This is a genomic window from Neorhizobium sp. DAR64862/K0K3 (genome assembly GCF_050500185.1).
Taxonomy (GTDB): Bacteria; Pseudomonadota; Alphaproteobacteria; order Rhizobiales; family Rhizobiaceae; genus Neorhizobium; species Neorhizobium soli.
In genome coordinates, this window is the sequence record NZ_CP191449.1 from 3176482 (window position 1) to 3201729 (window position 25248).

Annotated in this window: 23 protein-coding genes; 8 read left to right on the top strand and 15 right to left on the bottom strand. The window is 60.5% G+C overall.

The genetic code is table 11. The annotated features are described in order from the left end of the window. Positions 1-4: 4 nt before the first annotated feature. The 4 genes from ACQY1L_RS15405 to ACQY1L_RS15420 all read right to left on the bottom strand — a co-directional run bounded on the left by ACQY1L_RS15405 (position 5) and on the right by ACQY1L_RS15420 (position 4509). Positions 5-1708, bottom strand: a complete 1704-nt coding sequence (locus ACQY1L_RS15405; RefSeq protein ID WP_430241603.1) for an ABC transporter permease — start codon at positions 1706-1708, stop codon at positions 5-7. Between the two features lie 4 nt (positions 1709-1712). Next, on the bottom strand, positions 1713-2690 hold the full coding sequence (locus ACQY1L_RS15410) for an ABC transporter substrate-binding protein (RefSeq protein WP_430241605.1): 978 nt from the start codon (positions 2688-2690) through the stop codon (positions 1713-1715). A gap of 90 nt (positions 2691-2780) precedes the next feature. Then, a complete protein-coding gene (locus tag ACQY1L_RS15415; RefSeq protein WP_082476353.1) occupies positions 2781-3905 on the bottom strand; it encodes an ABC transporter ATP-binding protein in 1125 nt (374 codons plus the stop codon). A 223-nt stretch (positions 3906-4128) separates the two neighbouring features. Beyond that, complete coding sequence (locus ACQY1L_RS15420) at positions 4129-4509, bottom strand: hypothetical protein (protein ID WP_174197535.1); 381 nt, start codon at positions 4507-4509, stop codon at positions 4129-4131. A gap of 729 nt (positions 4510-5238) precedes the next feature. On the opposite strand from ACQY1L_RS15420, the gene ACQY1L_RS15425 reads away from it, so the two are divergent. Beyond that, positions 5239-7314, top strand: coding sequence for a methyl-accepting chemotaxis protein (locus ACQY1L_RS15425; RefSeq protein ID WP_430261890.1), 2076 nt, complete (start codon positions 5239-5241; stop codon positions 7312-7314). 162 nt (positions 7315-7476) lie between these two features. On the opposite strand, the gene ACQY1L_RS15430 is transcribed toward ACQY1L_RS15425, so the two are convergent. The 3 genes from ACQY1L_RS15430 to ACQY1L_RS15440 all read right to left on the bottom strand — a co-directional run bounded on the left by ACQY1L_RS15430 (position 7477) and on the right by ACQY1L_RS15440 (position 9280). Continuing rightward, positions 7477-7992: a hypothetical protein gene (locus ACQY1L_RS15430; RefSeq protein WP_430241611.1), complete on the bottom strand. Its 516-nt coding sequence runs from the start codon at positions 7990-7992 to the stop codon at positions 7477-7479. 100 nt (positions 7993-8092) lie between these two features. Further along, positions 8093-8830, bottom strand: coding sequence for a CPBP family intramembrane glutamic endopeptidase (locus ACQY1L_RS15435; protein ID WP_430241613.1), 738 nt, complete (start codon positions 8828-8830; stop codon positions 8093-8095). 51 nt (positions 8831-8881) lie between these two features. Further along, a complete protein-coding gene (locus ACQY1L_RS15440; RefSeq protein WP_430241615.1) occupies positions 8882-9280 on the bottom strand; it encodes a hypothetical protein in 399 nt (132 codons plus the stop codon). A gap of 270 nt (positions 9281-9550) precedes the next feature. On the opposite strand from ACQY1L_RS15440, the gene ACQY1L_RS15445 reads away from it, so the two are divergent. The 3 genes from ACQY1L_RS15445 (at position 9551) to ACQY1L_RS15455 (ending at position 11415) form a co-directional block, all read left to right on the top strand. Then, a complete protein-coding gene (locus tag ACQY1L_RS15445) occupies positions 9551-10240 on the top strand; it encodes a permease (RefSeq protein ID WP_113166279.1) in 690 nt (229 codons plus the stop codon). 396 nt (positions 10241-10636) lie between these two features. Next, positions 10637-11086: a phage regulatory CII family protein gene (locus ACQY1L_RS15450; protein ID WP_430241617.1), complete on the top strand. Its 450-nt coding sequence runs from the start codon at positions 10637-10639 to the stop codon at positions 11084-11086. Between the two features lie 83 nt (positions 11087-11169). Next, complete coding sequence (locus ACQY1L_RS15455) at positions 11170-11415, top strand: hypothetical protein (protein WP_156461718.1); 246 nt, start codon at positions 11170-11172, stop codon at positions 11413-11415. Between the two features lie 77 nt (positions 11416-11492). Here ACQY1L_RS15455 and ACQY1L_RS15460 read toward each other — a convergent pair whose 3' ends face one another. Further along, complete coding sequence (locus tag ACQY1L_RS15460) at positions 11493-12344, bottom strand: dihydrodipicolinate synthase family protein (protein ID WP_430241619.1); 852 nt, start codon at positions 12342-12344, stop codon at positions 11493-11495. Positions 12345-12447: 103 nt separating this feature from the next. Continuing rightward, positions 12448-12891: a PTS sugar transporter subunit IIA gene (locus tag ACQY1L_RS15465; RefSeq protein ID WP_062576960.1), complete on the bottom strand. Its 444-nt coding sequence runs from the start codon at positions 12889-12891 to the stop codon at positions 12448-12450. Between the two features lie 901 nt (positions 12892-13792). On the opposite strand from ACQY1L_RS15465, the gene fdhA reads away from it, so the two are divergent. Further along, positions 13793-14983 (top strand): formaldehyde dehydrogenase, glutathione-independent, encoded by a 1191-nt coding sequence (gene fdhA, locus ACQY1L_RS15470; protein ID WP_062463529.1) that lies wholly within the window; start codon positions 13793-13795, stop codon positions 14981-14983. 87 nt (positions 14984-15070) lie between these two features. Here the strand turns inward: fdhA and ACQY1L_RS15475 are convergent, their stop codons facing one another. Beyond that, positions 15071-16474, bottom strand: coding sequence for a DUF6880 family protein (locus tag ACQY1L_RS15475; protein WP_430241621.1), 1404 nt, complete (start codon positions 16472-16474; stop codon positions 15071-15073). Positions 16475-16630: 156 nt separating this feature from the next. On the opposite strand from ACQY1L_RS15475, the gene ACQY1L_RS15480 reads away from it, so the two are divergent. From ACQY1L_RS15480 to ACQY1L_RS15490, 3 genes are all read left to right on the top strand, one after another. Then, positions 16631-17299 (top strand): pseudouridine synthase, encoded by a 669-nt coding sequence (locus ACQY1L_RS15480; protein ID WP_430241623.1) that lies wholly within the window; start codon positions 16631-16633, stop codon positions 17297-17299. A 9-nt stretch (positions 17300-17308) separates the two neighbouring features. After that, positions 17309-17932: a class I SAM-dependent methyltransferase gene (locus tag ACQY1L_RS15485; protein WP_113165451.1), complete on the top strand. Its 624-nt coding sequence runs from the start codon at positions 17309-17311 to the stop codon at positions 17930-17932. Between the two features lie 79 nt (positions 17933-18011). Beyond that, positions 18012-18935: an alpha/beta hydrolase gene (locus ACQY1L_RS15490; protein WP_430241625.1), complete on the top strand. Its 924-nt coding sequence runs from the start codon at positions 18012-18014 to the stop codon at positions 18933-18935. A gap of 1 nt (position 18936) precedes the next feature. Here ACQY1L_RS15490 and msrA read toward each other — a convergent pair whose 3' ends face one another. The 5 genes from msrA to ACQY1L_RS15515 form a co-directional block, all read right to left on the bottom strand. Continuing rightward, a complete protein-coding gene (msrA, locus tag ACQY1L_RS15495) occupies positions 18937-19638 on the bottom strand; it encodes a peptide-methionine (S)-S-oxide reductase MsrA (protein WP_430241627.1) in 702 nt (233 codons plus the stop codon). 92 nt (positions 19639-19730) lie between these two features. Continuing rightward, complete coding sequence (locus ACQY1L_RS15500; protein ID WP_430241629.1) at positions 19731-21737, bottom strand: CocE/NonD family hydrolase; 2007 nt, start codon at positions 21735-21737, stop codon at positions 19731-19733. 20 nt (positions 21738-21757) lie between these two features. After that, positions 21758-23401 carry an ABC transporter ATP-binding protein gene (locus ACQY1L_RS15505; protein ID WP_430241631.1) on the bottom strand — a complete coding sequence of 548 codons (1644 nt, stop codon included), beginning with the start codon at positions 23399-23401 and terminating at the stop codon, positions 21758-21760. After that, positions 23394-24221 (bottom strand): ABC transporter permease, encoded by an 828-nt coding sequence (locus tag ACQY1L_RS15510; protein ID WP_113165455.1) that lies wholly within the window; start codon positions 24219-24221, stop codon positions 23394-23396. Before ACQY1L_RS15510 ends, ACQY1L_RS15505 begins: the two co-directional genes overlap by 8 nt. Further along, positions 24218-25225, bottom strand: coding sequence for an ABC transporter permease (locus tag ACQY1L_RS15515; RefSeq protein WP_062576949.1), 1008 nt, complete (start codon positions 25223-25225; stop codon positions 24218-24220). The genes ACQY1L_RS15510 and ACQY1L_RS15515 overlap by 4 nt, the downstream gene beginning before the upstream one ends. Positions 25226-25248 lie beyond the last annotated feature (23 nt).

Below are 25248 nucleotides of genomic sequence, written 5' to 3' on the forward strand. Positions count from 1 at the left end.
TCAATCACTCCAACCAGGGCAGGGTGCCCTTCGGCATGCTTGAGCCAATCAATGTCGCTCCCCCGGCAAGGCTCAACACGAGGAGGGTTGAGAGAACTGCGACTGCCGCTGCGCCAGTCGAGTTTCCTTCATACTGCAGGGCAAAAATCATCACACCTATGGTTTCCTTTCCCGACGACCAGAGCAGTGTCGAAAGCGTCAGCTCGTTGAGCGCCGTCATCACGACCAGAATCGCCCCGGCAGCCGCGGCCGGTAGCACGCCGGGCAAGAAGATGGACAGGATGCGGCGATTAAGACCGGCGCCGGTAATGCGAGCCGCCTCGTCCAGTGCGGGGTCGGCTGATTGCGCGGCGGCGGCCACGGGCCGGAGCACCAGCGGCAGGAAGCGCGAGAGATAGGCGATGACGAGGATCGCCATGGTCCCGTAGAGCGACAGCCCGATCAGCGGCAGCGGCTTGAGGAACGCGAGGATCATGCCGAGCGCGACAACAGTGCCGGGAACGACCCAGGGCCCCTCGATGACGAAATCAAGCAGCCGGAGCACAGGATTTGTACGGCGTTGAGAAAGAAAGGCCAGCGGTACGGCCACCAGCATCGAAATTGCGGCCGTGATCACGGCGAGCAGCAGCGAATTGGCAAAAGCCCTTCGCACGGTCGGATTGTCGAGCACGGCGCGGAACTGGTCGAGGCTTATCGTGTCGGGTCCGAAGGCCACCCCGATGGCCGGCAAGAGCGCAGTCATGGTCAGCGCCGCGAGCGGCACGAGCGACAGGATGAGCACCACGATCCACAGCAGGAACTCGATTACAGGCGCGCGGCGGGTAGGCACGAAGGGTGTCCCGGCCGGAAGCGGCACGGCGATGCGGGTCGTGACGATGTTGCGCAGGACGATGGCAAGCGCCGCCATGGCAGCGAGCATCAGCGCCAGTGTCGCCACTTGGCCGGCGGCGGCCGGGCCGAAGCCGTTCAGCCGTTGGTAGATCAACGTTGTCAGGACCGAGATGCGGCCCGGAATGCCAAGAAGTGCCGGCACGCCGAAATTGCCAATCGCCGCGGTGAACGCGATCAAGCTTCCAGCCAGCACCGAAGGCATGACGATGGGTAAGACGATTCCGAGGCCGATCCTGCCTGGCGAAATACCGAGGATGCGCGCGGCCTCGACAAGGTCGGCCGGCAGTGCCCGCAGCGCCGCCCGGACAGCAATGAAAACCAGCGGCATGTGTTCGATGCCCATCACAAGCGCGATCCCGCCAGTTGAATAAAGCGGGTTGGTGGAGCCCGGCGGTGGCGCAAGGCCGAGCGGTTTCAGGATCGGCGACTGCGCGCCAAAGAGTTCAATCCAGGCAAGCGCCATGGTTTGCGACGGCACGATCAGCGGGATCAGGATGAGAAAGGTCAGTGCGGCGCGGGTGCGGAGTTTCAAAAGGCTGACTGCAAAGGCGAGCGCCACGCCGATGACAGTCGACACGGCAACGGACAGAAGCGCGGTCTGCAGCGTTCCCGAGAGCGCCCTGAGTGCCGAGCGACTGGCGAGCGTGGTCAGCATCAGCCCGAGCGGCGTGCCGTCCTCGCCGGGTTGGAAGGCGGCGGAAAAGAGCCGCGCGAGCGGCCATAGCGTCGTGAAGGACACGTATAAAACGAGAAGGGAGACGAGCAGATGCTCGCCTCCCAAACGATGCGGCCGGCCCATAACGGGTCTGCGGATCATAGGGTCAACCGCCAAACAGTTCCGCGAACTTTTCCTTGGTTTCCTTGTCGGCCTTGAGCATGGCATCGCTATCGGCGGGCAGGATCTTCAGTGTGGTAAGCGCCGGGTACCCTTCCGGCTGCGCGACACCGGGCAGGATCGGGAAATAGCCCTGGGCGGCGGCCTGTACCTGGGCTGCCTTGGAGAGCTGCCAGGCGACGAAGGTCTTGGCTGCCTCGACCTGATCGGACCCCTTGAGCACGGCGACTGGCTGGGTGATCGAGCTTACACCTTCTGCGGGAAAGACGAAGTCGACGGGTGAACCCTTCTTCTTGGCGTTGAGGGCCATGTATTCGATGATGATGCCGTAGGCCTTTTCGCCGCGCGCAACGGCTTCGACAACCGTGCCATTGCCCTGGCCGGCAAGGGCGCCGGCCTCGGCCAGCTTTTCGTAATACGCCCAGCCGAATTCAGGCTGCTGCGTTACCGTGCCGACATGGATGACGGCCGCACCGGAATAGAGCGGGCTTGGCATGATAAGGCTCTTGGCCGCATCGGCGGCAAGCAGGTCGTTCCAGCTCTTCGGGGCGGTCTTCACGAGGTTCGTGTTGTAGATGATCCCTGTGGTGATCACCTTGGTGCCGAAAAAGGTCTTGTCGGCATCGATGAAGGCCGGGTTTATGCCCGCAACCGGAGCGTCGGTAAAGGCCAGAAGGCGGTCGTCGTTCTTCAACTGCGTCATCGCGACGGTATCAGCGATCAGGATGACGTCGGCCGGGCTGTTGCCAGCGGCATATTCAGCCTGCAGCTTGGCCATGACCTCGGTCGTGCCGGAACGGAAGAGTTCAACCTTGATCTCTGGATGGTCGGCGTTGAACGCCTCGATGACCTTGGTCATCTGATCCTGCGGCTGCGAGGTGTAAACGGTGATCGTGTCTGCGGCCGCGGCCTGGAAGGCGAGGCCGGCAAGAATGGTTGTGGCGACGAGCGTGCGGAAAAACATGAGAACCTCGTTGATAGGGCAGATTGTTTTGAACGCGGCCCCGCCCGGGCGATGGGGAGACGGCCACCGGTTCGGCAGGTGCTGTTTCGCCTAGCTCACAGAGATGACGGCAGAACGACAGGTTGACGATCGACCAGTGACACGGCCGGCCCAGGTTTGGCCTGTTCCGCCGTCGCCGATCACCCAGCCGCCCGTAAGGACGAGTTCGATCGATGTGCCGGGCGCTAACCGCTCCTCGAGCGGCAGGCTGACGACGTCGCCGTCAATCTCAGTCGGCAGACAGTGGCTGAGGAAGACGCCGTTCTGAAAGACCTGACCCAGGAGCTCGACCTTCAGGTGGCCGCCCTCAGGCACGCGCTTGAAATCGGAGGCATGACAGCACAGCCAGCCATAGCCTGTCGGGGCCTCGCCCGGCATGTCGAGGAGCTGCTGGCCGAGCATGACCTTCGTTCGACCCGCTCCGGACTCAACCACTTGGACCGGCAGCGTCCGTCCCCGACCGATGAAACGGGCAACCATGCTCGAAGACGGCTGGCGGTAAAGCTCTTCCGGCGTACCGAGCTGCTGTAGCCGGCCCCGGTCCAAGACGGCGACATGCGTCGCAACCGCCATCGCCTCGTCCTGATCATGGGTGACGAATACGAATGTGGCGCCGGTCAGACTATGGATACGGCGGAATTCCGCGAGCATGGCCTCACGCAAGTGAGAATCGAGATTGGCAAGCGGTTCATCGAGCAGGATGAGTTGCGGTCTGGTTGCGAGCGAGCGAGCAAGCGCTACCCTTTGCCGCTGTCCACCCGACAGTTCGTGCGGTCGGCGGCCATCCAGCCCCCGAAGCCCGACGACGTCCAGAACCTCATCGATGCGTTGGTTTCGCTCCTGAACCGTGAGCCCGGCGACTTTCAAGCCGAACTCGATATTTTTTCGTACGGTCATCGTCGGCCAGAGCGCATACGACTGAAAGACCATGCCAACGCGACGCTTTTCCGGTGGGACAAAGACGGCATCACCGGCGACTAACTGATCGTCGAAACGGATCTCTCCTTGATCGGGATGCTCAAGCCCGGCGATCAGGCGCAGAAGAGTGGTCTTGCCGCAGCCTGAAGGTCCAAGCAAGGCGAGAAACGCTCCGTCGGGTATCGCGAGCGAGACGCTATCCAGCGCTGTGAACTGGTCGAAGTGCTTCGATATCGCGTTGAGGCATAGATACGGCACGTAATCGCCCTCCGATCGTCAAGATCAGATTCCACGAATATGTGACGTGTGGATGACGGTCAGGTGCGAGGCATAGCCAGTTCCGACTGGGTAGGGCAGTAGAACGAGGTCGATATTCTCGCTATCGAATTCGTACTGAAGGCCATCAAGCCCTCGGAAATTGCTGTGACGGACGTGCCCGATGGACGCTGAGTGCGTCGGATTGAGCGGTGCCTATCTGCACTCAATGGATGCCTTTAGACGGTTCCGGTAATGTCGCGTCCTCTCGAATGGCCGGAATAATCGAGACCGTGCTTTCGAGCCTGTTTCTCAGTTCCTGTGAAACAAGTGGAGCCGGACTGTTTTCGTCATCTGTCTCCTGAGTTTCTTCATCGACCCCCAGCGAGGACAGGCGATAGTCGATAGCAAGCGCGTAGATTGCTTCCAGCAGACCCCTCTCCTTGATGTCCGGGTCGGACAACGCAAACAGGGAGGCTTTGACAATGCGTTTGCTCGATGTCTTCGGGCATTCGTCTACGACATGAGCATAGAGTTCTTTGCCGGTTAGACCGTCGGCTGCGCCACTGACGAGCGCCTCGTAGACCTTGTTCAGTTTCTTGCCCATGAGGATGATTCCTTTTTCGGATGAAAGTTCGGTTCCGATGACGACGGTGTGCGAATGTCGTTCAGGGCAAATTGATCCTGACGACTGCCCGGCCTGGTGTCAAACTGGATCGGGCTGACCTCGTGTCAGGATCGCACTCAATGCAGCCATCAGGACTCTTAAGCCCATCAGGTAACTCCCACGCAGGATTACGCAGACGACTGCTTGGCCAAGGCCATCTTATTCCTTAAGCCGCGTCACAAAACTGAAATAGACCAGGGATAGCTGGAGACAGCATTGTCGCTTCGGCGCGTGTTGCGTTGATCGAGAGTGTTACCTGGAGACCCGGTCGTTGAGAACCCATCTCGAAGTTGTGCATGCTTTATCGGATCTATTGCGACGATTGCGGCTGAGGCCGCCGTCGCAGATTCGGTTTCGCACGATCGCAAACACGCCGACGACAGTGAAGTTTTCCAGGCACGAGCTACTCAACGCTCTCTATGCCCTTGAATACGAGGGTGTTATCGCACTCCACAATGATCACAGCTTCAGTGTGCTGAAGCCCTCTTCCGCAATCTAGCCGAGGGGGCAAGTGAGCTGCGCCGCACCGGCACGCACGCGGCTGTGTCACAGTAAATTCACACTCCGTAGACATTTGCTTAAGAGCCGAAGGGCATTGATGCCGCTGTTTTCTTGCCTTTGAGGTCTAAGCCTTTGCTCTTCGCCAATCTTCGAATCTCGCAGCGCGTCATGCTCCTGGCGGCGATGGCGCTCGTCGGTATCATCACGATCTGCGCCATCTTTATCGGTCAGCGCCACGTCGAGCACGGATATCGTGCCGCTGCAGATGCGCTTGCCGAGAGCAAAGCCGACGTTGCAAGCCTGTCGGCCAGCGTGAGCGCCAGCTACATGTTCCAGCAGGCATTCCTGCTCGAAAAAGAGATGGCCAGCACGGAAAAGTTCAAGGCAGCCGTTTCTCAAGGTCGTGGCGTGCTGGCGAGCCTTCGTCGTTCCGCCACTCCTGATCTCGCAGCCCAACTCGACCAACTGAGCATTGGCCTGACCGCCTACGAAGCAGCGTTTGATACGCTTGTGAAGAACAATCAGGACCTTGGTCTCGATCAGGACAATGGCTTGCAGGGCGCCATGCGCTCGGCGGTGCATTCGATCGAGGGACGTCTGGACGCCGTCGACGATACCGCTATTCGCGCCAGCATGTTGATGCTGCGGCGTCATGAGAAAGACTTCATACTGCGTGGCGATGCCTCATATCTGCAAAAACACACAGAGGAGGCTGAGACATTCACGACGCTTGTGAAAAATGCCTTCCGTCCGGGTGCGCAGCGCAGCCGGGTGCTCGATGGCCTGGAAATTTACCGATCGGCATTTCGCTTTTACGCCGAAGCCAGCATTGGGGAAGCAGAGACCCGCAAGGATGTTGCAGCTGCCTACCTTGCGTTAGAGCCGCAGGTGCAGGTTGTCAGCGCAGCTTACGAAACGGAGCGCGAGACTATCCTCGTGGAAAATGAAAGAGTCGCGTCTCGCAACCTTACCGTCGTCGCCGGCCTGGTTCTGCTGGCGATCGTCGGGCTTGGTGGCGGCGTCTGGATTATCGGCCGGTCCATTACGCGGCCAGTCGCGGCGATGACCGGTGCCATGGGTAAACTCGCCGAGGGACAGACGGATCTTGCGATCCCGTCGTTTGGATCTCGCAGCGAATTCGGTGCCATGGCCGGTGCGCTGCACACGTTTCGGGAGGCGGCGATCGCCAACCGTCGTTTGGAAGAAGAAGCAGCGACCGCACGGGCCAACGCGGAAGGTGAACGCGTCCGCCTGCAACGGGAAGCAGAGACCGAGGCAAGGGCACGCTTGAGCCATGCAACCGGAGGTCTCGCCGAAGGGCTGCGGCGTTTGGCAAGCGGCGATCTCGCTTTCGAACTGACCGAGCCATTTGCGCCGGACTTCGAAAATCTGCGCCGCGATCTCAATGCAACAGTCGCCCAGTTGGCCGATGTCATGAGCTCGATCGCCCATGCAAGCATTTCCATCGAGGGGGGAAGCCGCGAGATCGCCTCGAGCGCCGACGATCTGTCCCGCCGCACCGAGCACCAGGCCGCATCGCTCGAAGAGACCGCGGCAGCGCTCGAACAGATCACTGCCAATGTCGGCAACGCGTCGCGCCGATCGCAAGACGCCCATCGTATTGCCAGCGAAACCAATGCCGCGAGTGAAAGCACAGCAGTGCTCGTTTCAAATGCGTTGAAAGCCATGGCACGCATCGAGATCTCGTCGACCAAAATCGGCGGAATCATCAGCGTGATCGACGAGATCGCCTTCCAGACCAATCTTCTGGCTCTCAACGCCGGGGTCGAGGCGGCAAGGGCGGGGGAGGCAGGACGAGGATTTGCGGTGGTTGCCCAGGAGGTCCGCGCTCTGGCAGGACGGTCGGCAGAAGCCGCACGAGAAATCAAGCAACTGATCCAGACGTCTGACCGAGAAGTTCTAGACGGCGTTCGCTGCGTCCGTGAGACCGGCGAAGGACTGACCGAAATCACCGGCCGCGTGGAAGCGATCACCACGCAAGTCGAAGCGATTGCCCTTTCGGCTCGCGAACAATCCGTCGGCCTCAACGAAATCAACACGGCCGTCAACATGCTCGATCACGGAACACAGCAAAATGCCGCGATGGTCGAGGAAAACAATGCGGCAAGCGCACTGCTGATGAATGAGGCGCAACGCCTACGCGGTCTCGTCGGCATGTTCCAGCTCGCGCAGGGACCATCAACATGCGACACTCACGCGAGTGGAGTGGACCACGCTGCTTAATTTCAGCGAGATTTCTGGAGCCGGCGCCTCGATCACCGGAGAGCAGCAGCTTCACATTGAGATGACTACGTGTCGGTGACGGGCGACGATCAGCGACCGCTCTCGTGGGAGACCCGCACCTCGCGACCGCGAGGAAGGTTGCGCGTCGTTGCGAAACCGTAATTAGTCCCGAACAACGCGTCTGAATGCACCGGACGAATCGAAGCGGCACTCGAACGTGGTGACCCGCGATCCCTCGGGTGGGAACTGGCCGTAGACAGTGAACCCGCCCCCCGTGCGCTCCACCGGGAGAGTAAGGATTTCCTGAGGCCTCCGACCGAACGTGGCTGATGCCTCTCCCTGGCAGAATTTACCCATGCTTCCGACGGAGACCCTCTGCCGCGACTTCGTTTCGATGTCGCGTTCCGGCGGCGGTGAATACGTGTTGCCGCGGAACGGGAAGTCCGGCTTGTCGCCACGGGAGTTCGGACATTCGTAGCTCATGGAGTACCAGGTCACCGGTCCTGGAACGCTGTCGCCGAGGAGCCCTCCGGCGTGGCTTTCACTGAAAAGAACGTGGTATTCGCCACCGCAGACGCGCTGGGCTTCCTGGATGCATGCTCCGCTGTTGCCCTTGCACTTCGTCTGATGAACGTCGTTTGCAGACGCGGGGAGGGCCGACAGCATGACTATTCCCATGAGAGATTTCGTTACGAGACGCATTCCAAGTCCTTTCGTTCGAAGGTTACGGCGCGAAGGCCATGAGGTGGATTTCTTAACGACCACCGGCCTTCGGGGTTCACTCCACTGCATTGATGGGTACATGCCCGAACTCCAAAACGAAGACAAATCCAGTCCAGTCGTTGATGATATGGGCGCCCGCGGAGACCCAGAGATTTCTCGTGACGATATAGGCGAGCGTGAGTATCAGGCGGGCGATACCGATGCCGATGAGAGACTGTGCAAAGTGCCAGTCATAGGTCGGCAGATGCGCCGCGCCGAAGAGCAGAGACGAAACGACAACGGCGATCAGGATCCCCAACCTTCGTGACAGGTGCAAACGCTGCACGCACAGCCACAATACAGCGAGGAAAGGCAGTATTCCGAAAAGCTCTTCCCCTACCAACTGGATGCCGGTCACCAGAAGCGTGGCGCTCACCTGGGTTGCCGACATCGCGGCGATCGCATCCGCGACGGGATTGGAGTAAAGTTCGAAAAACTGTTGCAGGACCAAGCCCATCGCCATGGATCCCAGCAGCGTAGCAACCCCGAACAGCACCATCAGCCCCACGGACCGAAATCCGACAGGACGGAACAGGCACTTCCAGTGTGGCCCGGCTACCTTGCTAAGCGCCAACACGGGAAGTGCGACGAACAGCAGCGCCGGAATGAGATTGTAGGGGAAGGTGCGAAGGGGAACGAGGGAGAGCACAAGCAAAGCGGCCGCCAACGATACCATGACAAGGAGCCAGCTTGGTCCATCAATTTCGACGGGCTTGCCGTTGTAGAACGGGAAATCGCGATCGGTTGAGATCATCGTTCGAACCTCGACATTTCCGGACGACGGTGTCGCACGCGGTTCGGATGACTACTCGACGTAGAGCGTGAGATCGTAGCTCGCGGTCTCGTCGCGCCTTGCTGCATTGCGCATCAGATAGACGTCGATGAGGTACTTGCCGCTGGACGGGATCGTGATGCTGGTGCCGTTTCCATCGATCGAACTGTTGTAGAGAGCCGCATCGGCGCCCGGAGCGGTCACATTGAAGTAGAGGCTTGTATTGCGGGAATTGAGCTGGACGCTCATCTTCTGGCCGGCCGTAACCGACAGCGCGTACTGAACCGTCTGGTAGCCTTTGACCGACGATTTGATGGTCGAGCTCGAGGATCCCGTAGCAAAACGAACCGTCTCGCGCCGCATCTCGTCGGCGACAGAGGGCACGGCTGCCATCATGGCGACCCCGAACATCAGGCTTTTCATCATCTTCATCGACTGGCTCCTCCCGTTCGATCTACGAGCAAAGTCTCTGGCACGGCTTGGCGCCTTGGCGAAGTTGTTCGGGTTCATACGACGACCTCACGGTGTCTATTTCAAAAATCTACATTAGCTGAAATGGCATGGGAAGCCTGTTCGGCCAAGTCCTTCACGGTGGCAGCTGCCCGCCTGCGCGCAGAGACAGGGCACTGCACAGTGACGTCTGGTGCCGACGCTGGTAAGAGGGTGCAACCCCACACAAGCATTAACGGGAAGGACTGGCACGTGGACTTCATGAAACTGCTGAAGTCGCTCGAAGAGCTCCTCTACGAGCTAGTGTCGTGGCTGGTCTTTTATCCCGTCACCATGTGGCGTGCGGTCGTCAGGCCACTTAGCATGATGCGCTACGCAGACATCGAACTCGCCGACGAGCCGGAAGAACAGTATCAGGACACGCTTAGTCCGCCCCTGTTCCTGCTCATTACGCTGCTTCTCTCACAGGCGCTGTCTGGAGCACTGCCATCGGTCTACGATCCGACGGAAGCTGCCCGCGAGCTCGGTTCGGGCTCCAATCTTCTGATCGCAAGAGGGGTGATCTTCGGTATCTTTCCGCTCTGCATGGCGGTAACGCTACTGCGATCGAAGAGGGTCAGGATCACCCGCAATTCGCTCCGCCCGCCCTTCTTCAGCCAGTGCTATGTCGCGGCACCCTTCGCCTTCCTTCTCGTGCTGGGCTTCGATTTCTTCAGCATGCCGCAGGAGCAGGGAAATCTCGCCGGCGGCGTCGCAGTGGCGGTTGCCACCATCTGGTACGCGCAGGCGCAGGTCCGCTGGTTCAGGCACGACCTTGGCGTCAGCGCGCTAAAAGCGATCGCTATTTTCGTCGGCGCATTCCTGTTTGCCACCATCGCGGCGTTTACCGTTGCAGCGGTGATTACTCTCGACGCTAAGAGCATCGCTCCCGCCCCTGGTTGATTGACTGGCGGAGATGCGCGACCGTGCCATGTCGTCATTTTCGTCCGTGACGGATGATCAGCCACATGGGGATGAAAACTCCGATGACGGCCCAGAGAACTACGGAGGCACCGAAGTGAAGTCTTCCTGTTTCGGCAATTGATATGCCGAGGACAATGGCCGCTACGGTTGTCACAAAGACTGTGACGGACATGATGATCCAGAAAAGCATAGTCATTCCATGATGATGTGGTCGGCACGGTACTTCACAGGACCATCCCAGCCGACGGGGGTCACGCCGGCCTCGGCGCAGATAGAATCTCAGACGGGCTCTCGCGATCAAAACGCGTGCGCCGTTTTGACGGCCTTGCAGCCTCAGGGCCTCTGTGTGACGATCCAACACTCAGGAGGGACCTCATGAACCGCGGCGAAGATTTTGCCCACATCGTCTACACGCTTCTCGTGGTGGAGAAGCAGATGTCGGTTGAGGAAGCGGCGGCCGCCTTGGGGATGAGCTACGCCTCGCTTCACTCGCGACTGATTGCTCGCAGCCCTTTTTCCGCCGACGAGATCCAGGCTCTGATCAGACTGTTACCGGACCCGAGACTGGTGTCTTATCTTCTGGACGGAAGCGTCTTTGTGGCAGCAGAGCGTATAATGCCTCCGGTCGAGGGACGCCTTGCTAACGAAGCGGTACAAAGGGGAGCGACAAAGGTCGTTGTCGAAGCGGCCGATATCCTTGAGTTTGTGGACGCTGTGTTGGCAGGCGGCGGGCTGGACCACCGTCACAAGAGGCTTCTACTGAAGGATATCGTTGAGGCCGAACGAGCGCTTGCAACACTTCGGTTGCAGATTTCGGAGGACTGATGGGATGCTGTTGCGTTTGAGAAATCTGCTTTGCGGAACTCAAGCTCGATCGCCGCGTCGTCCAGTACTGCTATAAGCTCGTAGTGCCTGTCAGACTCTTCAATCGCAAAATGACGGGCGGCTGCTTCGTTGACGAAGATGCCACCGACCAGCCCGAGGCGGTCGTTTACGATCCAACCACCCCGACGATTTCTGCCAATCAGGAATCTTGGTCCAGCGAAAGCTGTGTTGCCCGGGAGGGGAATCTTCTCATTCGCGGACTGTTTTTCGATCATCATTTGTTTCTCCTTTTGCTCAAGACGCATTCAAAAGCGGCAAAAGAAAAATAAGTCTGAGGGCATGTCGAAATCGATGTGGCTTCGCGACAAAGAAATATAGACGGCGTAGTTTTCAGGCTGGGGCGTGGTCAACGGTCGCTCCTCAAGAACTCCGCGCATACGGTGCGAAGGACGATTTCTTCGTCCCGCTCGAGCGGCATCAACGGCAACCGAACGTCGGTGGGAAAGGGGCGATCCAACGAGACGGCAACCTTCAGCCCCGCGACATCACACGTATCCAGTTGCGGTGTGGACCTTGCATCAACGGACCAGTTCGGTGACGTTACCGGTGCTGGGCGGATGTTGTTCAGCGCAGATATCACGCCCGATCCACCAAGTGCGAGGAAGGAAGACAGGGAGTGGTCGTCCCGGGACAAGTGCTTGAACCGGTTGCGCAACGAGGCCCTGATATTGGCGAAGTGGGCAAGACGTGCGGGGCCGTGGCAAATACCGACGACCTGAGCGAGGTCAGCAAGCTCGACAAGCATCTCTTCCCCGAAATCTCGCGCCGTCCTTGACGGATCGTCGTCGATCATGATGGGAAGCCGGACCGCAGCGTCGATCTGCCGGAAATGATCGACTACGCCTTTCAGGGTTGGCTTCGTGTAATAGGGCACCGTCAGCAGCAAGGCCTTTGCCCCCAGTTCCTGCGCCCTCAGCGAACGTTCAATCGTCTTCGCCGTACAGTTCGATCCTGTCGCGGCGATGACAGTCAGTTGGCTATCCGCACAGCGGACGGCCGTTCTCAAAAGCAGGTCCTGTTCCCTCTGCTCAAGCGCGCAGCTCTCCCCGATGACATCGTGGACGACGATACCGTCGATTCCCGCCGCGACTTGGTGGCGGACTTCAGCCTCGAAGACTGCGATATCGACGCTGGTGGCTAAGAACGGCGTCAGCATCGCTGTGATAGAAAAAGGCCCTGGCCCCCGAAAGAACGTCATGGTGATTTCCCGTTGAGACGAGACCGACGTCGAACTGATCGCCGATCTTCCAGATGTCGATGGGTCGGACGAACTCGTCAGCTTTCCGTGTGCAAGGATGGCGTCACGCTGTCAGGATTGCATAAACCTGGTCACCGGTCCTGGCCGCCCGTAGCCCTCGAACAGCGTCGCCCTCTCTAAAGCGCCTGGCGACGCATGACAGGACATTGAGGGCTTCCGTCCGTGCGGAAGCGGGTGTCAGAAGCAGAATGACGATGTCGACGGGCTCGCCGTCCACGGCCTCGAAGTCGATCGGGTGCGCCAGAAGAACCACAAGGCAAAATACGGATTCCAGTCCAGCGACTGCAGCATGCGGAAGGGCCACACCGCCCCCGATACCCGTAGAGCCCAGGACCTCGCGGTCGGATAGTGCTTTGGCGATTATACGGTAAGGAACCGAGGTCGCTTCGCCAGCCTTCTCAGATATCTGCCGCAGGAGGTGTTGTTTTGACGATGAACTCAACCCAACGAAGACGTTCTCCGCCAGGAGAAAATCGTGGACCAACATTTTCTCTCCTCCGTTAAATTCCGAAGCCTGGTTCGTCTCTGAACGAGCTGCACCACCAGCTGCGGGGTTTGCCCTTGTTCGGAAGTCGTGCTGCGTCATCGTGCCCAACACGATGACGCAGCACGACGGGCTTGCCCTGTTGTTTCCGACATTTCAGTTGACGGATGCAATGTTGGTGATGACCTTCGCCACGAACATGACCGAGCCAAGTGCGCAAACAATTCCGAAGATAACGTTGGAGCCACAACATGCCATCCTTGCGTTCCGGCGGGGAAAGACGGCGTTGCGAACAAAGCGCGCGAACATCACGAAACGCACTGAAGCCGCTCCTGACACCACTGCATGTGGGCAAGACAAGCCTCGAAAAGGATCGTCGAAGCTCCGAACAATCTGTAGTCGAACATCATGTCGCACCTTTTTCGGGTCGATGCCCAGGCGCAGGTTGGCGTGGGTCTCCGTCTTTATGGATCGGATACGCATAGGGATTCGAGACGGGGAGCAGGACTAGAATATAGAAAATGCATAGTGATTTTTGACACTTCGCGCCAGGTCACTAGCCCGCCCAACACACCTCCATCTGCCTTAACGCAGTCACAGCGTTTCCACGTCGGAGCGGCGTTCCTGAATGACGTCTTGTCTGTTCTTCGGGCGCTGTGACCTTTGCGCATTTCGGAAGTCTTCCTCGCCAAATCGCCACTCGTCGCCATTGCATCTCCGCATGTCGTTGTCGCGGCAGTCGAATGGGAATGATGGTGGTCTGCTGCTGGGGTTGAGGTACATTGTTTTGCTCGCCTGATCTTTTCGAGGAGGAAGAGATCAGGGAATGCGGCGGAAGTGCCGCTTCTAGCGAACTGCCGGCGAGCAGCATTGGCTTTCCGTCTAACCCAGAGGAGGAATGGGCATGAGCAGGAACAGAGGTGTCGTGTATTTGCGGCCGGGCAAGGTCGAGGTGAGGGATATCGACGACGCCAAGCTTGAGGCGCCGGATGGACGCCGGATCGAGCATGGCGTTATCCTGAAAGTGATTTCCACCAATATCTGCGGGTCAGACCAGCATATGGTGCGCGGGCGCACGACGGCCTTGCCGGGTCTCGTGCTTGGCCACGAAATTACCGGCGAGGTCATCGAAAAGGGCGTCGATGTCGAGATGCTTGAGATCGGTGATATCGTTTCCGTGCCCTTCAACGTCGCCTGTGGCCGCTGCCGCTGCTGCAAGTCGCAGGATACGGGCGTCTGCCTCACCGTCAATCCGTCGCGCGCGGGCGGCGCCTATGGTTATGTCGATATGGGCGGCTGGATCGGCGGCCAGGCGCGTTATGTCACTGTTCCCTATGCCGATTTCAATCTTTTGAAATTCCCGGATCGCGACCGGGCGATGTCGAAGGTCCGCGATCTGACGATGCTGTCGGATATCCTGCCGACTGGTTTTCATGGGGCGGTCAAGGCAGGCGTCGGGGTCGGGTCGACGGTCTATGTCGCGGGCGCCGGTCCGGTCGGTCTTGCGGCTGCGGCGTCAGCGCGCATTCTCGGTGCAGCGGTCGTGATGATCGGAGACTTCAACAAGGATCGTCTTGCCCACGCCGCAAAGGTCGGCTTCGAGCCGATCGATCTGTCGAAAAGCGACCGGCTCGGGGACATGATCGCCGAGGTGGTTGGGACAGACGAGGTCGATAGCGCCATCGATGCTGTCGGTTTCGAAGCCCGCGGACATTCGGGTGGCGAACAGCCGGCTATCGTCTTGAACCAGATGATGGAGATCACCCGCGCGGCGGGCTCGATCGGTATTCCCGGCCTCTATGTGACGGAAGATCCCGGTGCGGTGGATGACGCCGCCAAAAAGGGCAGTCTGTCGCTTCGGCTGGGTCTCGGCTGGGCGAAGGCCCAGTCCTTCCACACGGGCCAGACGCCGGTGCTGAAATACAATCGTCAGCTCATGCAAGCCATCCTTCACGACCGACTGCCGATCGCCGACATCGTCAACGCCAAGATCATTTCGCTTGATGAAGCGGCGCAAGGCTATGAAAGCTTCGACCAGGGGGCTGCGGTCAAATACGTGCTGGATCCTCATGGAGACCTGACGAAAGCCGCGTGATCACGCCGGCCGAGTGCAGCCCGCTACCCTTGTCCGGCGCCATATTGGGTGCCGGACAAGGCAGATTTGCCTAACGCTACCAAGTCCTCACGCCACATGGTTCCAGAAGCCACGCTTGTTTGCGTGCAGGCGCTTTAGCGCTGCGACATAGGCCGCGTGGGATATGAGCGTGCCGGGATCGAGGATATGGGGCGCGAGGGCTTGGGCTGTGCCGAGGTGCCGGGCTGCGTGCTTGTAGCGGCTGGCTTTTCCATGATCGAGCGAGAAGTCGATCATGCTGCGCAGGATCAGGGTTGCGGCGAGCGGATGATGGGGTGCGAGCATCTCGGCAGCTGATGTCATCAACTCGTAGAGATCGCCATTCAGTTCTGTCGGCCTGTTAATCACCAGTTTCGCCGCCTTGCCGAGTGCCGGCCAGCGCAGGAAGAAGGCGAGCGCCTGGTGAACATCGGGGAATGTCCGGGCATGGGCAAACGCCCTTTCCTCGGCGTCCATATCGTCGAAATCCGGCAGGCGTTTCAAGAATGCGCGCAGGTGAATGTCGCTGAGCGACTGTTCGAACCATCGCCAGCGATCGGCCTGGGCTTCCTCGGTGCGTCCCAGGGTTTCCAGCGTCTCGGCGCGGGCAAGCTGCCACTCCATCTCGCGGTCGGGCGAACCGGTTATCTCGGCGCCATCGAGTGCCTGCAGCGCTTCATCGGCGCGCCCTGCGGAGAGGAGCCGGCGGGCGATTTCGGCAGCGATTGCCGGTATCCGGCGGGTTTCCTCGGCCTGCTCGGCAATGTAGGCATCCACATCACCCGTGGCATCGGCGATCGCCTGAAGCGCGGTACGCACTGTCGTCTCATCATGCCGGTCGTGCCTCGGTGAGGTGGTGCCGATGCTTTCCCGGGCGCTCTCGTCGGGCTCGTTCAACCACTGCACAAGCAGCGATTTCAGGCGGTCGAGGCCTTGAGTGCCGAGGGCCGGGGCCATGGCCGAAATGAACGGGTCGAATTGTCCGTGGCCATTGTTCTGAACCGCCGCCAGAACCCTGTTGGCAAGAATATCGGGGTCGATGCCCGAAGCGCTGGCGATGACGCCGGCATCGCTGCAGGCCTGATGGAAACTCGCAAGAAGCACGCCGCTCGCATCGTCCGTTCTTTCGAAAATCGGCTCACCGAGGGAAAGGAACTGCCAGATCAGCTCGAAGCCTTCGCCTGGATCGTCCGGCGCCACGGTCTCGACGATCGTCTTGCGCTGGGTTTCGAGGTCGGCCTTCGTCGATTTTACCCGTCTCCAGCTGATGAAGGTTCGGGCGCGCGCTATGCTCCCGAGCCGCTTGCGAACTTCGCGCGCCACTTCTTCGCTGCTGTGGCTGCCGGCCAGTTCCATGCGCAGTCGGCGCTTGTTTGCAGCGCTGCCCATGCTGATCTCGATCAGCAACTCGGCAAGCCGTTGCGTGCCGAGCGCTTCCAGGTTCTTCGCGTTGAGGGTCGTCTTTGTAGCCATGGGGATGTCGATGCGGTCTTGCGTGAGGTGTCGGGAGCGACAGTTCAGAACCGGACCGGGATTTGCAAGTGTTTCAGCCCGGTTTTCGCCACCGGCCTGCTGCCGAGCGCTGTTGTGGGTCTTTCACGCCGAGGAAATCATTGGTAGAGGGTCGCCATGAACGCGCTTTCAGATGCCGCTCCGATCTATAACCCGCCGCAGGATCCCTATCTTTCGCTGCTGCATCGCGATGCGCATCTGCTTGTGTTCAACAAGCCGAGCGGCCTGCTTTCGGTGCCCGGGCGGCATCCGGCGCTCTCGGACAGTCTCCTGACGCGGGTCCAGAAAGACTATCCGCAAGCGCTGATCGTGCACCGTCTGGACAAGGATACATCCGGTGTCGTGGTGCTGTCGCTCAACCGCCGTGCACATGCGCTTGTCGCAGCGCAGTTCGAAGGTCGCACCACGCGAAAATCCTATGTGGCCGAGGTCTGGGGAAGGCTCGAGCAGGCGGAAGGCTTGGTCGACCTGCCGTTGGCGATCGATCCTGACAACAAGCCGCGCCACCGCGTCGATCCTGACCATGGCAAGCCGGCCCAGACGCGTTGGCAGGTGATGGGATACGGCGAGAACAGGACGCGGCTGCGATTGTTTCCGCTGACGGGCCGCACCCATCAGCTGCGTGTTCATATGAAAGCGCTGGGCCACGTTATTCTCGGGGACGAGTTCTATGCGGATGGCGATGCGCTTCTGGCCGCGAACCGTTTGCTTCTCCATGCCGAAGAACTAAGCTTCCGTCATCCTGCCGGTTCGGACGTCACGTTCACCGCACCAACTCCCTTCTGAGATCGGACATTGGCACAAAACCTCGAGAAAACGCCGCTGATCGTCGATTTTGTCGGCGGCGCGGTCGGCCACCGTTTCCGCTCCGGCGAGGGCCGCAAACAGGACCTGCCGAAGGCCGTCGGGTTTTCGAGCGGCACGATCCCTGATGTTGTCGATGCGACGGCGGGTCTTGGCCGCGATGCGTTTCTGCTGGCATCGCTCGGCGCGCGCGTCACGCTGATCGAGCGATCCGAAACGATGCATGCGCTGCTTCTGGAAGGGCTCGAACGGGCGAGGGCCGAAGGCGGGCGTCATGCGGAAACCGTGTCCCGGATGACGCTGGTGCATGGGGATTCCTGCGTTCTGCTGCCGCAGATGAAGCCGCAGGTGATCCTGATCGATCCCATGCATCCGCCACGCGACAAAACGGCTCTCGTCAAGAAAGAGATGCGGCTGATCCGGGATATCGTCGGGACCGATGCGGATTCGGTGCAGCTCATGCAGGTCGCGCTGGAGGCGGCCCAAAACCGGGTCGTGCTGAAGTGGCCGTTGCGCGCCGAGCCGATGGCGGGCGTGCGCAAACCGTCCCATCAGATATTGGGGAAAAGCACCCGCTACGACGTGTTCGTCAAGGCGAAAATCAGCGCCGAGTAGGTGGGTGATCGCACTGCCGTTGTTGCCCTGTGTCGACGGTTGCGCATAGTATCCCGCATTCCTTGGGAGTGCCTTGCCGATGTCAGAGAGCGACCAGAAGTCCGGCCCGTTTCCGGAAGAGCCGGGAATCCTTGAATTTCTCGATATCTGCGATCGCTTTTATCCCGCCGACGCCGTGGATGCGCCGATCGACCAGCAGCGTGGCTGGTACGACGCGCTCTGCGCCCGCTTCGACCAGCCGCTGCCGCAAGATCTGACGTTTCAGGACGAAATTCTGGTCGTGCCGATCCGGCGTTACCGTCCCGCGACGCTTAGCACCGAAACCGTTCTACTCTATATGCATGGCGGCGGCTTCGTGGTCGGGTCGCTGGATAGCCACCACGCGATCTGCGCCGAGATTGCCGATTTTGCCCAGGCGGAACTGGTCTCGGTCGATTACCGGCTTACGCCCGAACATGTCTGGCCGGCCCAGACGGACGATTGTTTCGGTGTGATGAAGCAGCTTTTAGGGGAGGGCCGAAAGGTCGTGCTGATCGGCGACAGCGCCGGCGGCAATCTTGCGGCGGGGCTTGCGTTACGGGCGCGGGACGAAAGACTTTCGGGGATTGCCGGCCAGGTACTGATCTATCCAGCACTTGGCGGCGATCTTGTGTCTGGCTCTTACCGTGAGATGGCCTATGCGCCGGGGCTTACCACGGCCGATGTCGCTTATTACCGGGCAGTCCTCAAGGCGCCAGAAATTGAACCCGTCGCGCATCCGCTTCTGGCCCGCGACCTATCCGGCCTGCCGCCGGCCTATATCACCGTTGCGCATTTCGATCCATTGCGAGACGATGGCGAACTCTATGCGCGACGGTTGCGAGAGGCGGGCGTCGAGGCGACGTTCCGCGAGGAGCCGCAGATGGTGCATGCCTGGCTGCGTGCCCGCCACATGAGTGCTGGCGCGCGCAGCGGTTTCGAGGCGCTTTGCGAGGCTGTGCGGCGGATGGCAGTTAGCGACTGACCTAGCTCTTAGCCTTGGACACCAGAACCGGATCGGCGCGGAAGGCAGTCGGGAAGATCGCCTTCAGATTATCGATCTTCGGCATGTCGTTATAGACGATATAGGGATAGCTGGGGTTCAGCGTCAGAAAGTCCTGGTGATACTTCTCGGCCGGATAAAAGGCGGAAAGCCTGGAGATTTTCGTGACGATAGCGGCTGGATAGAGTTTCGTCGCATCAAGCTGGGCGATATAGGCCTCGGCCACCTTCTTCTGCTCGTCGCTCGTGGTGAAGATCGCGGATCGGTACTGCGGGCCGCGGTCAGGACCCTGGTAGTTCAGCTGGGTCGGATTGTGGGCGACGGAAAAGAAGATCTGCAGCAGTTTGCCGTAGCTTACCTGCTTCGGATCGAAGGTGATCTCGACGGCCTCCGCATGGCCCGATCTGCCCGAGCTGACCGTCTCATAGGTCGCGGCTTTCTGGTCGCCGCCGGAATAGCCGGAAACGGCGTTGCTGACGCCCTTCACATGCTGGAAAACGCCCTGAACGCCCCAGAAGCAGCCGCCGGCGAAGATAGCTTTCTCGACGTCGCCCTTCGCGGCTTCATCGATCGCCGGCGCCGGAATGGCAACGGCGGCCTCCTCCGCACGCAGCGCCGATGCCGGGAACGCCATCACGACGGCGCAAAACATTGCCGCCGCCAGACGATCTGCGAAGACTGCCATGAGAACTCCTCCTGTTCGTGATGACTGTCTCAGGGATACCGGCCCAGCGTCAAATCACATCGACGTAGGCCGCCAGCCACGGCGGGCGACGCTTACATGCGATCGCGGGGAATGGCCTTCTCGAACGTCTTTCCAAAGATCTTCTTTTCGCCGTCATAGGCGAGGACGGAAGCGCTGATCAGCCAGTCGGTCGCCGTGCAGGCGAGTTTTGCTGACGAGACAGTACGGACGGACCATCGGTCGCGCTTCATGTCGCAGGTCCAGACCGAAGTGCCCGTCATCGACAGCGGATCGGTCGGGTCGATCGACCAAGCCTCCTCGCGCAACTGCCGCGTGGAGAGGCCGGTGCCGGGATGTTCGAACAGGCCGGTGTCTTCGGCCACCTCGTAGCGCGTCTGGTTGGCACTGAGGTCACGAGTGACGGTGCGACGTGTGGAGGGCGGCGCGTGCTCGATATATTTCGGCAGCAGATCCGGGTTTGCCGGCTGCTTCATCTCGAATGTCTCGTGATCGCCGAGAAGCGGCATGGCAAGGCCGAGCGAAGCGATATCGATCGTCAGGCCCGGATCTAACGGCGGCGGCAGGATCATCGGCCAGTAGGCTGTCGAAAGCGATAGCCGGATTCGGTGGCCCTCGCCGAACTGGTAGCCGCATGTATCAAGATCAAGACGGATCTCGACCGGCTGGCCGGGAATAAGCGGTTGTGGATCCTCGTTGCCATCGCGATGGGCGAGGTTGATCACGCCGAAGGAAACGCGTGTCGCGGTGCCGTCGGGATGAATATCGACGATCCGGGCGCAGAGATTGGCGAGCTCGGCATCGGCGCGCAGCGTCAATGTGATGCTCGGGCGTCCGAGAAAGGTTTTGGCCTCGTCAAGCGGCGGTGTCTGGAAGACCAACGATCCGGCATCGTCGCTGCGCTGGTCGCCGGCAAGTTCGGCATCAGGTTTCAGGGTAAACCACTCGCCGGCCGCAGTTCCGGTGTCGAGCGGTGACTTCAGATAGATCTCGTGGGCCGGCGCATGCGGGATCGGCATCCCTTCCAGCAGCGTACCGAACTGGTCGACGTAGAAGCATTCGCTTTCCGGGGCGCTCCAGCGCTCCTTGGAGACCCAGAAGCCCGGATCAACATCGCGCCGGACTGCCGGCTTCGGGCCGTCGAGGATATAGGCTCGAACCTGAGGAAGGGTCTCGATGCCGTTCTCCTCGCCCCGCAGCCAGCGGTTCCAGAAGGCGATCGCCTCGCCGTGGAAATCGGCGCGCGGTTTCGGCCAGGCGAAATGGGGATATTTGTGCACCCAGGGGCCGATCAGCGCCTTCGCCTTGTCGCCGAGCCCTTCGACGGCGAGCAGCGGCGTGTTGCGATACCCGTCTGCCCAGCCGGCAATGACGAGAGTCGGAATTTCGATAGCCGCATAATCTTCGCAGATGGAGCCGTGTTTCCAGAACCCGTCGCGGCGCTGGTGGGAAAGCCATTCCTCCAGGAAGAAGGGTTCGTTTTCCAGCCGCTCCATCCACATTTCGAGCCATCGATCGCCGACGATGTCGGGATCGGGCGAGCGTGACTGGTAGGCGAGCATGGTGGCTGCCCAGGAAAGCTGGGCCGACAGGTGGCAGCCATTCTTGTAATGGATGTCGTCATTGTAGCGGTCGGTGGTCGAGGCGATCGAGATCACGGCCTTGAGCGCCGGTGGTCGAAGCGCTGCCACCTGCAGGCAGTTGAAGCCGCCCCAGGAAATGCCCATCATGCCGACGCTGCCGTTCGACCAGGGCTGTTCTGCGATCCAGTTGATCAGCTCGCAGGCATTGGCAAGCTCCAGCTCGGTATATTCACCGTCGATGACGCCGTCGGATTCGCCGGAGCCGCGGATGTCGACGCGAATACCGGCAATGCCAGCTGCCGCAAATACCGGATAGGTGGATTCGTCGCGCGGGCTGGTTCCATCCCGCTTGCGATAGGGCAGAAATTCGAACACCGCCGGCACCGGATCTGCGTCGGCATTGTCAGGCATCCAGATGCGGGCGGCAAGACGGGTACCGTCCTTCAGCCTTATCCACTGGTTTTCGATGACGGTGAAGGAACGGTCAGTCATGGTCATGCGCTTTCAAATATCGATCTTCAATTTCCTGCACTTTCCATCCGCCGCGTTGCAAGCACCTTTTCCAGCCATCCCAGCTGCATTTCGGGCACGGATTTGAGGAGAAGGTCGGTATAGTCGTCGAACGGCGGCGACAGCGCTTTAGATTTCGGGCCGAAGCGGACGAGTTTGCCGCGATGCATGACGGCGACCGAGTCGGCGATTGCCTTCACGATTGCGATGTCATGGGTGATGAACAGATAAGACAGCTGCTGTTCTTCCTGCAGCTTCATCAGCAGCTTCAGGATCCCTTCCGCCACCAGCGGATCGAGCGCCGATGTGGGTTCGTCGCACAAGATGAGCTCGGGCCTTGCGGCAAGGGCGCGGGCAATTGCCACGCGCTGCTTCTGGCCGCCGGAAAGCTCAGCCGGATAGCGATCGATAAAGCCGGTGCCCATCTCGATCTGGTCGAGCAGTTCCTTGACGCGTGCGGTCTTGGCCGAGCCACGCAGGCCGTCATAGAAGGTCAGCGGACGGCCGATGATGTCGCGCACCGTCTGGCGCGGGTTCATGGCCGTATCGGCCATCTGGTAGATCAGCTGGATGCGGCGCAGGTCGTCTCTCGGCCGGCTTTTCAGCAACGGCGTCAGCGGCCGGCCCTCGAAGGTGATCGCGCCGCTGCTAGGCGCCAACAGGCCGGTGATGACGCGCGCCAGCGTCGACTTACCCGAGCCGGATTCGCCGACGACCGCAAGCGTCTGGCCCTTGCACAGATGCAGGGAAACATCGTGCAGCACCTTGAACCCGTTCGAATACTGGGCGCTGACATGATCGACCCTGAGAACCGCTTCGGTCTGGTCAACTGCCTCCTCGCGGGCTGCCTGGCGCACATTGACCAGCGCACGGGTGTAATCCTGTCTCGGTGCCTCGATGATCTCCTGCACGGGACCGTATTCGACCATCTTGCCGTGGCGCAGCACCATGATGTCGTCGGAGATCTGCGCGACGACGGCCAGATCGTGGGTGATGTAGAGCGCTGCCGTATCGGTTTCCTCGATCGCGTGCTTGATCGCCGCGAGAACGTCGATCTGGGTCGTCACGTCGAGCGCGGTCGTCGGTTCGTCGAACACGATCAGGTCGGGTTTGGAGCAAAGCGCCATGGCCGTCATGGCGCGTTGCAACTGGCCGCCGGAAACCTGGTGCGGAAAGCGATCGCCGAAAGTTTCGGGGTTCGGCAGACCGAGAACCTGGAACAGGTAGAGAGCGCGCTCGCGAGCATCTTCCTTGCTCATCAGGCGATGCTTGACAGTCGCCTCGATAACCTGGTCGCCGAGCTTGTGGGCGGGGTTGAATGCGGCAGCTGCCGATTGCGCGACATAGCAGACGCGGGCGCCGCGCAGCTTGCGGATGCCACTCTTCCCCAGTTGCAGGATGTCGGTGCCGTCAAGTTTCACTTCGCCGCCGGTGATTTCGGCGCCGCCGCGGCCGTAGCCGAGCGCCGCGAGCCCGATCGTTGACTTGCCGGCACCGGATTCGCCGATCAGGCCTAAAACCTTGCCCTTGGCGAGATCGAAGGAGACGTCGTCGACAATGGTGATCCGCTTTGGCTGCTCGCCGGGCGGATAGCTTGTCGCCTCGATCTTGAGGTTACGGACGGACAGGAGATGGGATGAAGCTTCACGCATCGCCGCGGCCTCCCTTCAGGCTGGAGGTTCGCTTCAGGAGCCAGTCGACCACAAGGTTGACGCAGACGGCGAGAGCCGCAATCGCCGTTCCAGGCACAAGCGCTGCGGGAATACCGAAGATGATGCCGTCCTTGTTGTCCTTCACCATGCCGCCCCAGTCGGCCGTCGGCGGCTGGATGCCGAGGCCGAGGAAGGAGAGGGTGGAGAGAAACAGGATCGCAAAGGCGAAACGCAGGCCGAACTCGGCCAGGAGCGGCGACAGCGTGTTGGGCAGGATTTCCCGAAAGATGATCCAGATCTTGCCTTCGCCGCGCAGTTTTGCCGCTTCCACGAATTCCATCACGGCCACATCCAGCGCCACGGCCCGGCCAAGCCGGTAGACGCGGGTGGAATCGAGGATCGCCATCACCAGGATGAGCACGATCAGGTGTTGCGGCAGCACGGCCAGCACCACGAGCGCAAAGATCAGCGTCGGGATCGACATCATCAGGTCGTTGAAGCGGGAAAACACCGTATCGACGAGGCCACCTGAAACGGCGGCGGTAAAGCTCAGGATGATCCCGAGCGAAAAGGAAATCACGGTTGCCGCCAAAGCGACAATCAGCGTCGTGCGCGCACCGAAGATCAGGCGCGACAGGATATCGCGGCCGAGATTGTCGAGGCCGAAGAAGAATTGCGCATCGGCCTCCTGCCAGACATTGCCGACGACTTCGGTCTCGCCGTAAGGGGAAATCCAGGGCGCGAACAGGGCGCAGAAAACAGCGAGCGCGATGCCGAACAGGCCGACCCAGGCGGTGATGGGGATTTCTCTCAATCTCATCGTGGATGCCTCAGACGGGGGTTGGCGATGATCGCAAGAATATCCGCCACCATGTTGAGGAGGATGTAGACGGCTGCAAAGATGAGGCCGCAGGCCTGGACGACCGGCATGTCGCGCACCGTTACCGCATCGACCATGTACTGGCCCATGCCGGGATAGACGAACACGACCTCGACCACGACGACGCCAACGACGAGATAGGCGAGGTTCAGCGCCACGACGTTGATGATCGGGGCGAGCGCATTGGGTGCCGCATGCTTGACGATCGCGCGCCAGCCGGACAGGCCCTTGAGCTCGGCGGTTTCCATATAGGCCGAGGACATGACGGAGAGGATTGCCGCCCGCGTCATCCGCATCATGTGGGCGAGCACGACGAGAACGAGCGTCGCTGTGGGCAGGGCGATCGTCTGGAGGCGCTCCAGAAAGCCCATGCCCTGATAGACGGTCGCCGGGAAGGTGGCGATGCCGAAATTGACGGCGAAATAGAGGATCAGCAGGTAGCCGACGAAGAATTCCGGAAGCGAGATGGCCGCGAGCGAGATCACGTTGATGATCTTGTCGGGAATGCGATCCCGGAAATGCACCGACAGCATGCCGAGACAGATCGCCAGCGGCACGGCGATGACGGCCGCAAAGGCCGCGAGGAAAAGCGAATTGCCCAACCGGTTGCCGACCTGTTCCGAGACCGAATTGCGGCTTGCCCAGGACGTGCCGAAATCGCCCTGCAGCACGCCGCCCAGCCAGTCGAAATAGCGGGTGACAAGGGGCCGGTCGAGGCCGAGTTCGGCGGTGATGTTGGCGACAGCTTCCGGTGTTGCCGACTGGCCGAGATAGGTGGAGGCGAAATCGCCGGGCAGCGCTTCGACGCCGCCGAAAATCAGGGCCGACACTGCCAGAAGCAGGATCAGCGAAAGCACCATGCGCTGGGCGATAATGCTCAGCAGCGGAAAGCGCTCTCTCAAGCTGCGGGCCGGCGAGCCGCCAGCCTCTGTGGAATTGGACATGTGGCGCGATCCCGTATCCGAAA

Excerpts from the sequence above, each read along its gene's own strand:
- ACQY1L_RS15405 (WP_430241603.1), bottom strand. The coding sequence starts at position 1,708 with ATGATCCGCAGACCCGTTATGGGCCGGCCGCATCGTTTGGGAGGCGAG.
- ACQY1L_RS15410 (WP_430241605.1), bottom strand. The coding sequence starts at position 2,690 with ATGTTTTTCCGCACGCTCGTCGCCACAACCATTCTTGCCGGCCTCGCC.
- ACQY1L_RS15420 (WP_174197535.1), bottom strand. The coding sequence starts at position 4,509 with ATGGGCAAGAAACTGAACAAGGTCTACGAGGCGCTCGTCAGTGGCGCA.
- ACQY1L_RS15425 (WP_430261890.1), top strand. The coding sequence starts at position 5,239 with ATGCTCCTGGCGGCGATGGCGCTCGTCGGTATCATCACGATCTGCGCC.
- ACQY1L_RS15430 (WP_430241611.1), bottom strand. The coding sequence starts at position 7,992 with ATGGGAATAGTCATGCTGTCGGCCCTCCCCGCGTCTGCAAACGACGTT.
- ACQY1L_RS15435 (WP_430241613.1), bottom strand. The coding sequence starts at position 8,830 with ATGATCTCAACCGATCGCGATTTCCCGTTCTACAACGGCAAGCCCGTC.
- ACQY1L_RS15440 (WP_430241615.1), bottom strand. The coding sequence starts at position 9,280 with ATGAAGATGATGAAAAGCCTGATGTTCGGGGTCGCCATGATGGCAGCC.
- ACQY1L_RS15450 (WP_430241617.1), top strand. The coding sequence starts at position 10,637 with ATGAACCGCGGCGAAGATTTTGCCCACATCGTCTACACGCTTCTCGTG.
- ACQY1L_RS15460 (WP_430241619.1), bottom strand. The coding sequence starts at position 12,344 with ATGACGTTCTTTCGGGGGCCAGGGCCTTTTTCTATCACAGCGATGCTG.
- ACQY1L_RS15465 (WP_062576960.1), bottom strand. The coding sequence starts at position 12,891 with ATGTTGGTCCACGATTTTCTCCTGGCGGAGAACGTCTTCGTTGGGTTG.
- fdhA (WP_062463529.1), top strand. The coding sequence starts at position 13,793 with ATGAGCAGGAACAGAGGTGTCGTGTATTTGCGGCCGGGCAAGGTCGAG.
- ACQY1L_RS15475 (WP_430241621.1), bottom strand. The coding sequence starts at position 16,474 with ATGGCTACAAAGACGACCCTCAACGCGAAGAACCTGGAAGCGCTCGGC.
- ACQY1L_RS15480 (WP_430241623.1), top strand. The coding sequence starts at position 16,631 with ATGAACGCGCTTTCAGATGCCGCTCCGATCTATAACCCGCCGCAGGAT.
- ACQY1L_RS15490 (WP_430241625.1), top strand. The coding sequence starts at position 18,012 with ATGTCAGAGAGCGACCAGAAGTCCGGCCCGTTTCCGGAAGAGCCGGGA.
- msrA (WP_430241627.1), bottom strand. The coding sequence starts at position 19,638 with ATGGCAGTCTTCGCAGATCGTCTGGCGGCGGCAATGTTTTGCGCCGTC.
- ACQY1L_RS15500 (WP_430241629.1), bottom strand. The coding sequence starts at position 21,737 with ATGACCATGACTGACCGTTCCTTCACCGTCATCGAAAACCAGTGGATA.
- ACQY1L_RS15505 (WP_430241631.1), bottom strand. The coding sequence starts at position 23,401 with ATGCGTGAAGCTTCATCCCATCTCCTGTCCGTCCGTAACCTCAAGATC.
- ACQY1L_RS15510 (WP_113165455.1), bottom strand. The coding sequence starts at position 24,221 with ATGAGATTGAGAGAAATCCCCATCACCGCCTGGGTCGGCCTGTTCGGC.
- ACQY1L_RS15515 (WP_062576949.1), bottom strand. The coding sequence starts at position 25,225 with ATGTCCAATTCCACAGAGGCTGGCGGCTCGCCGGCCCGCAGCTTGAGA.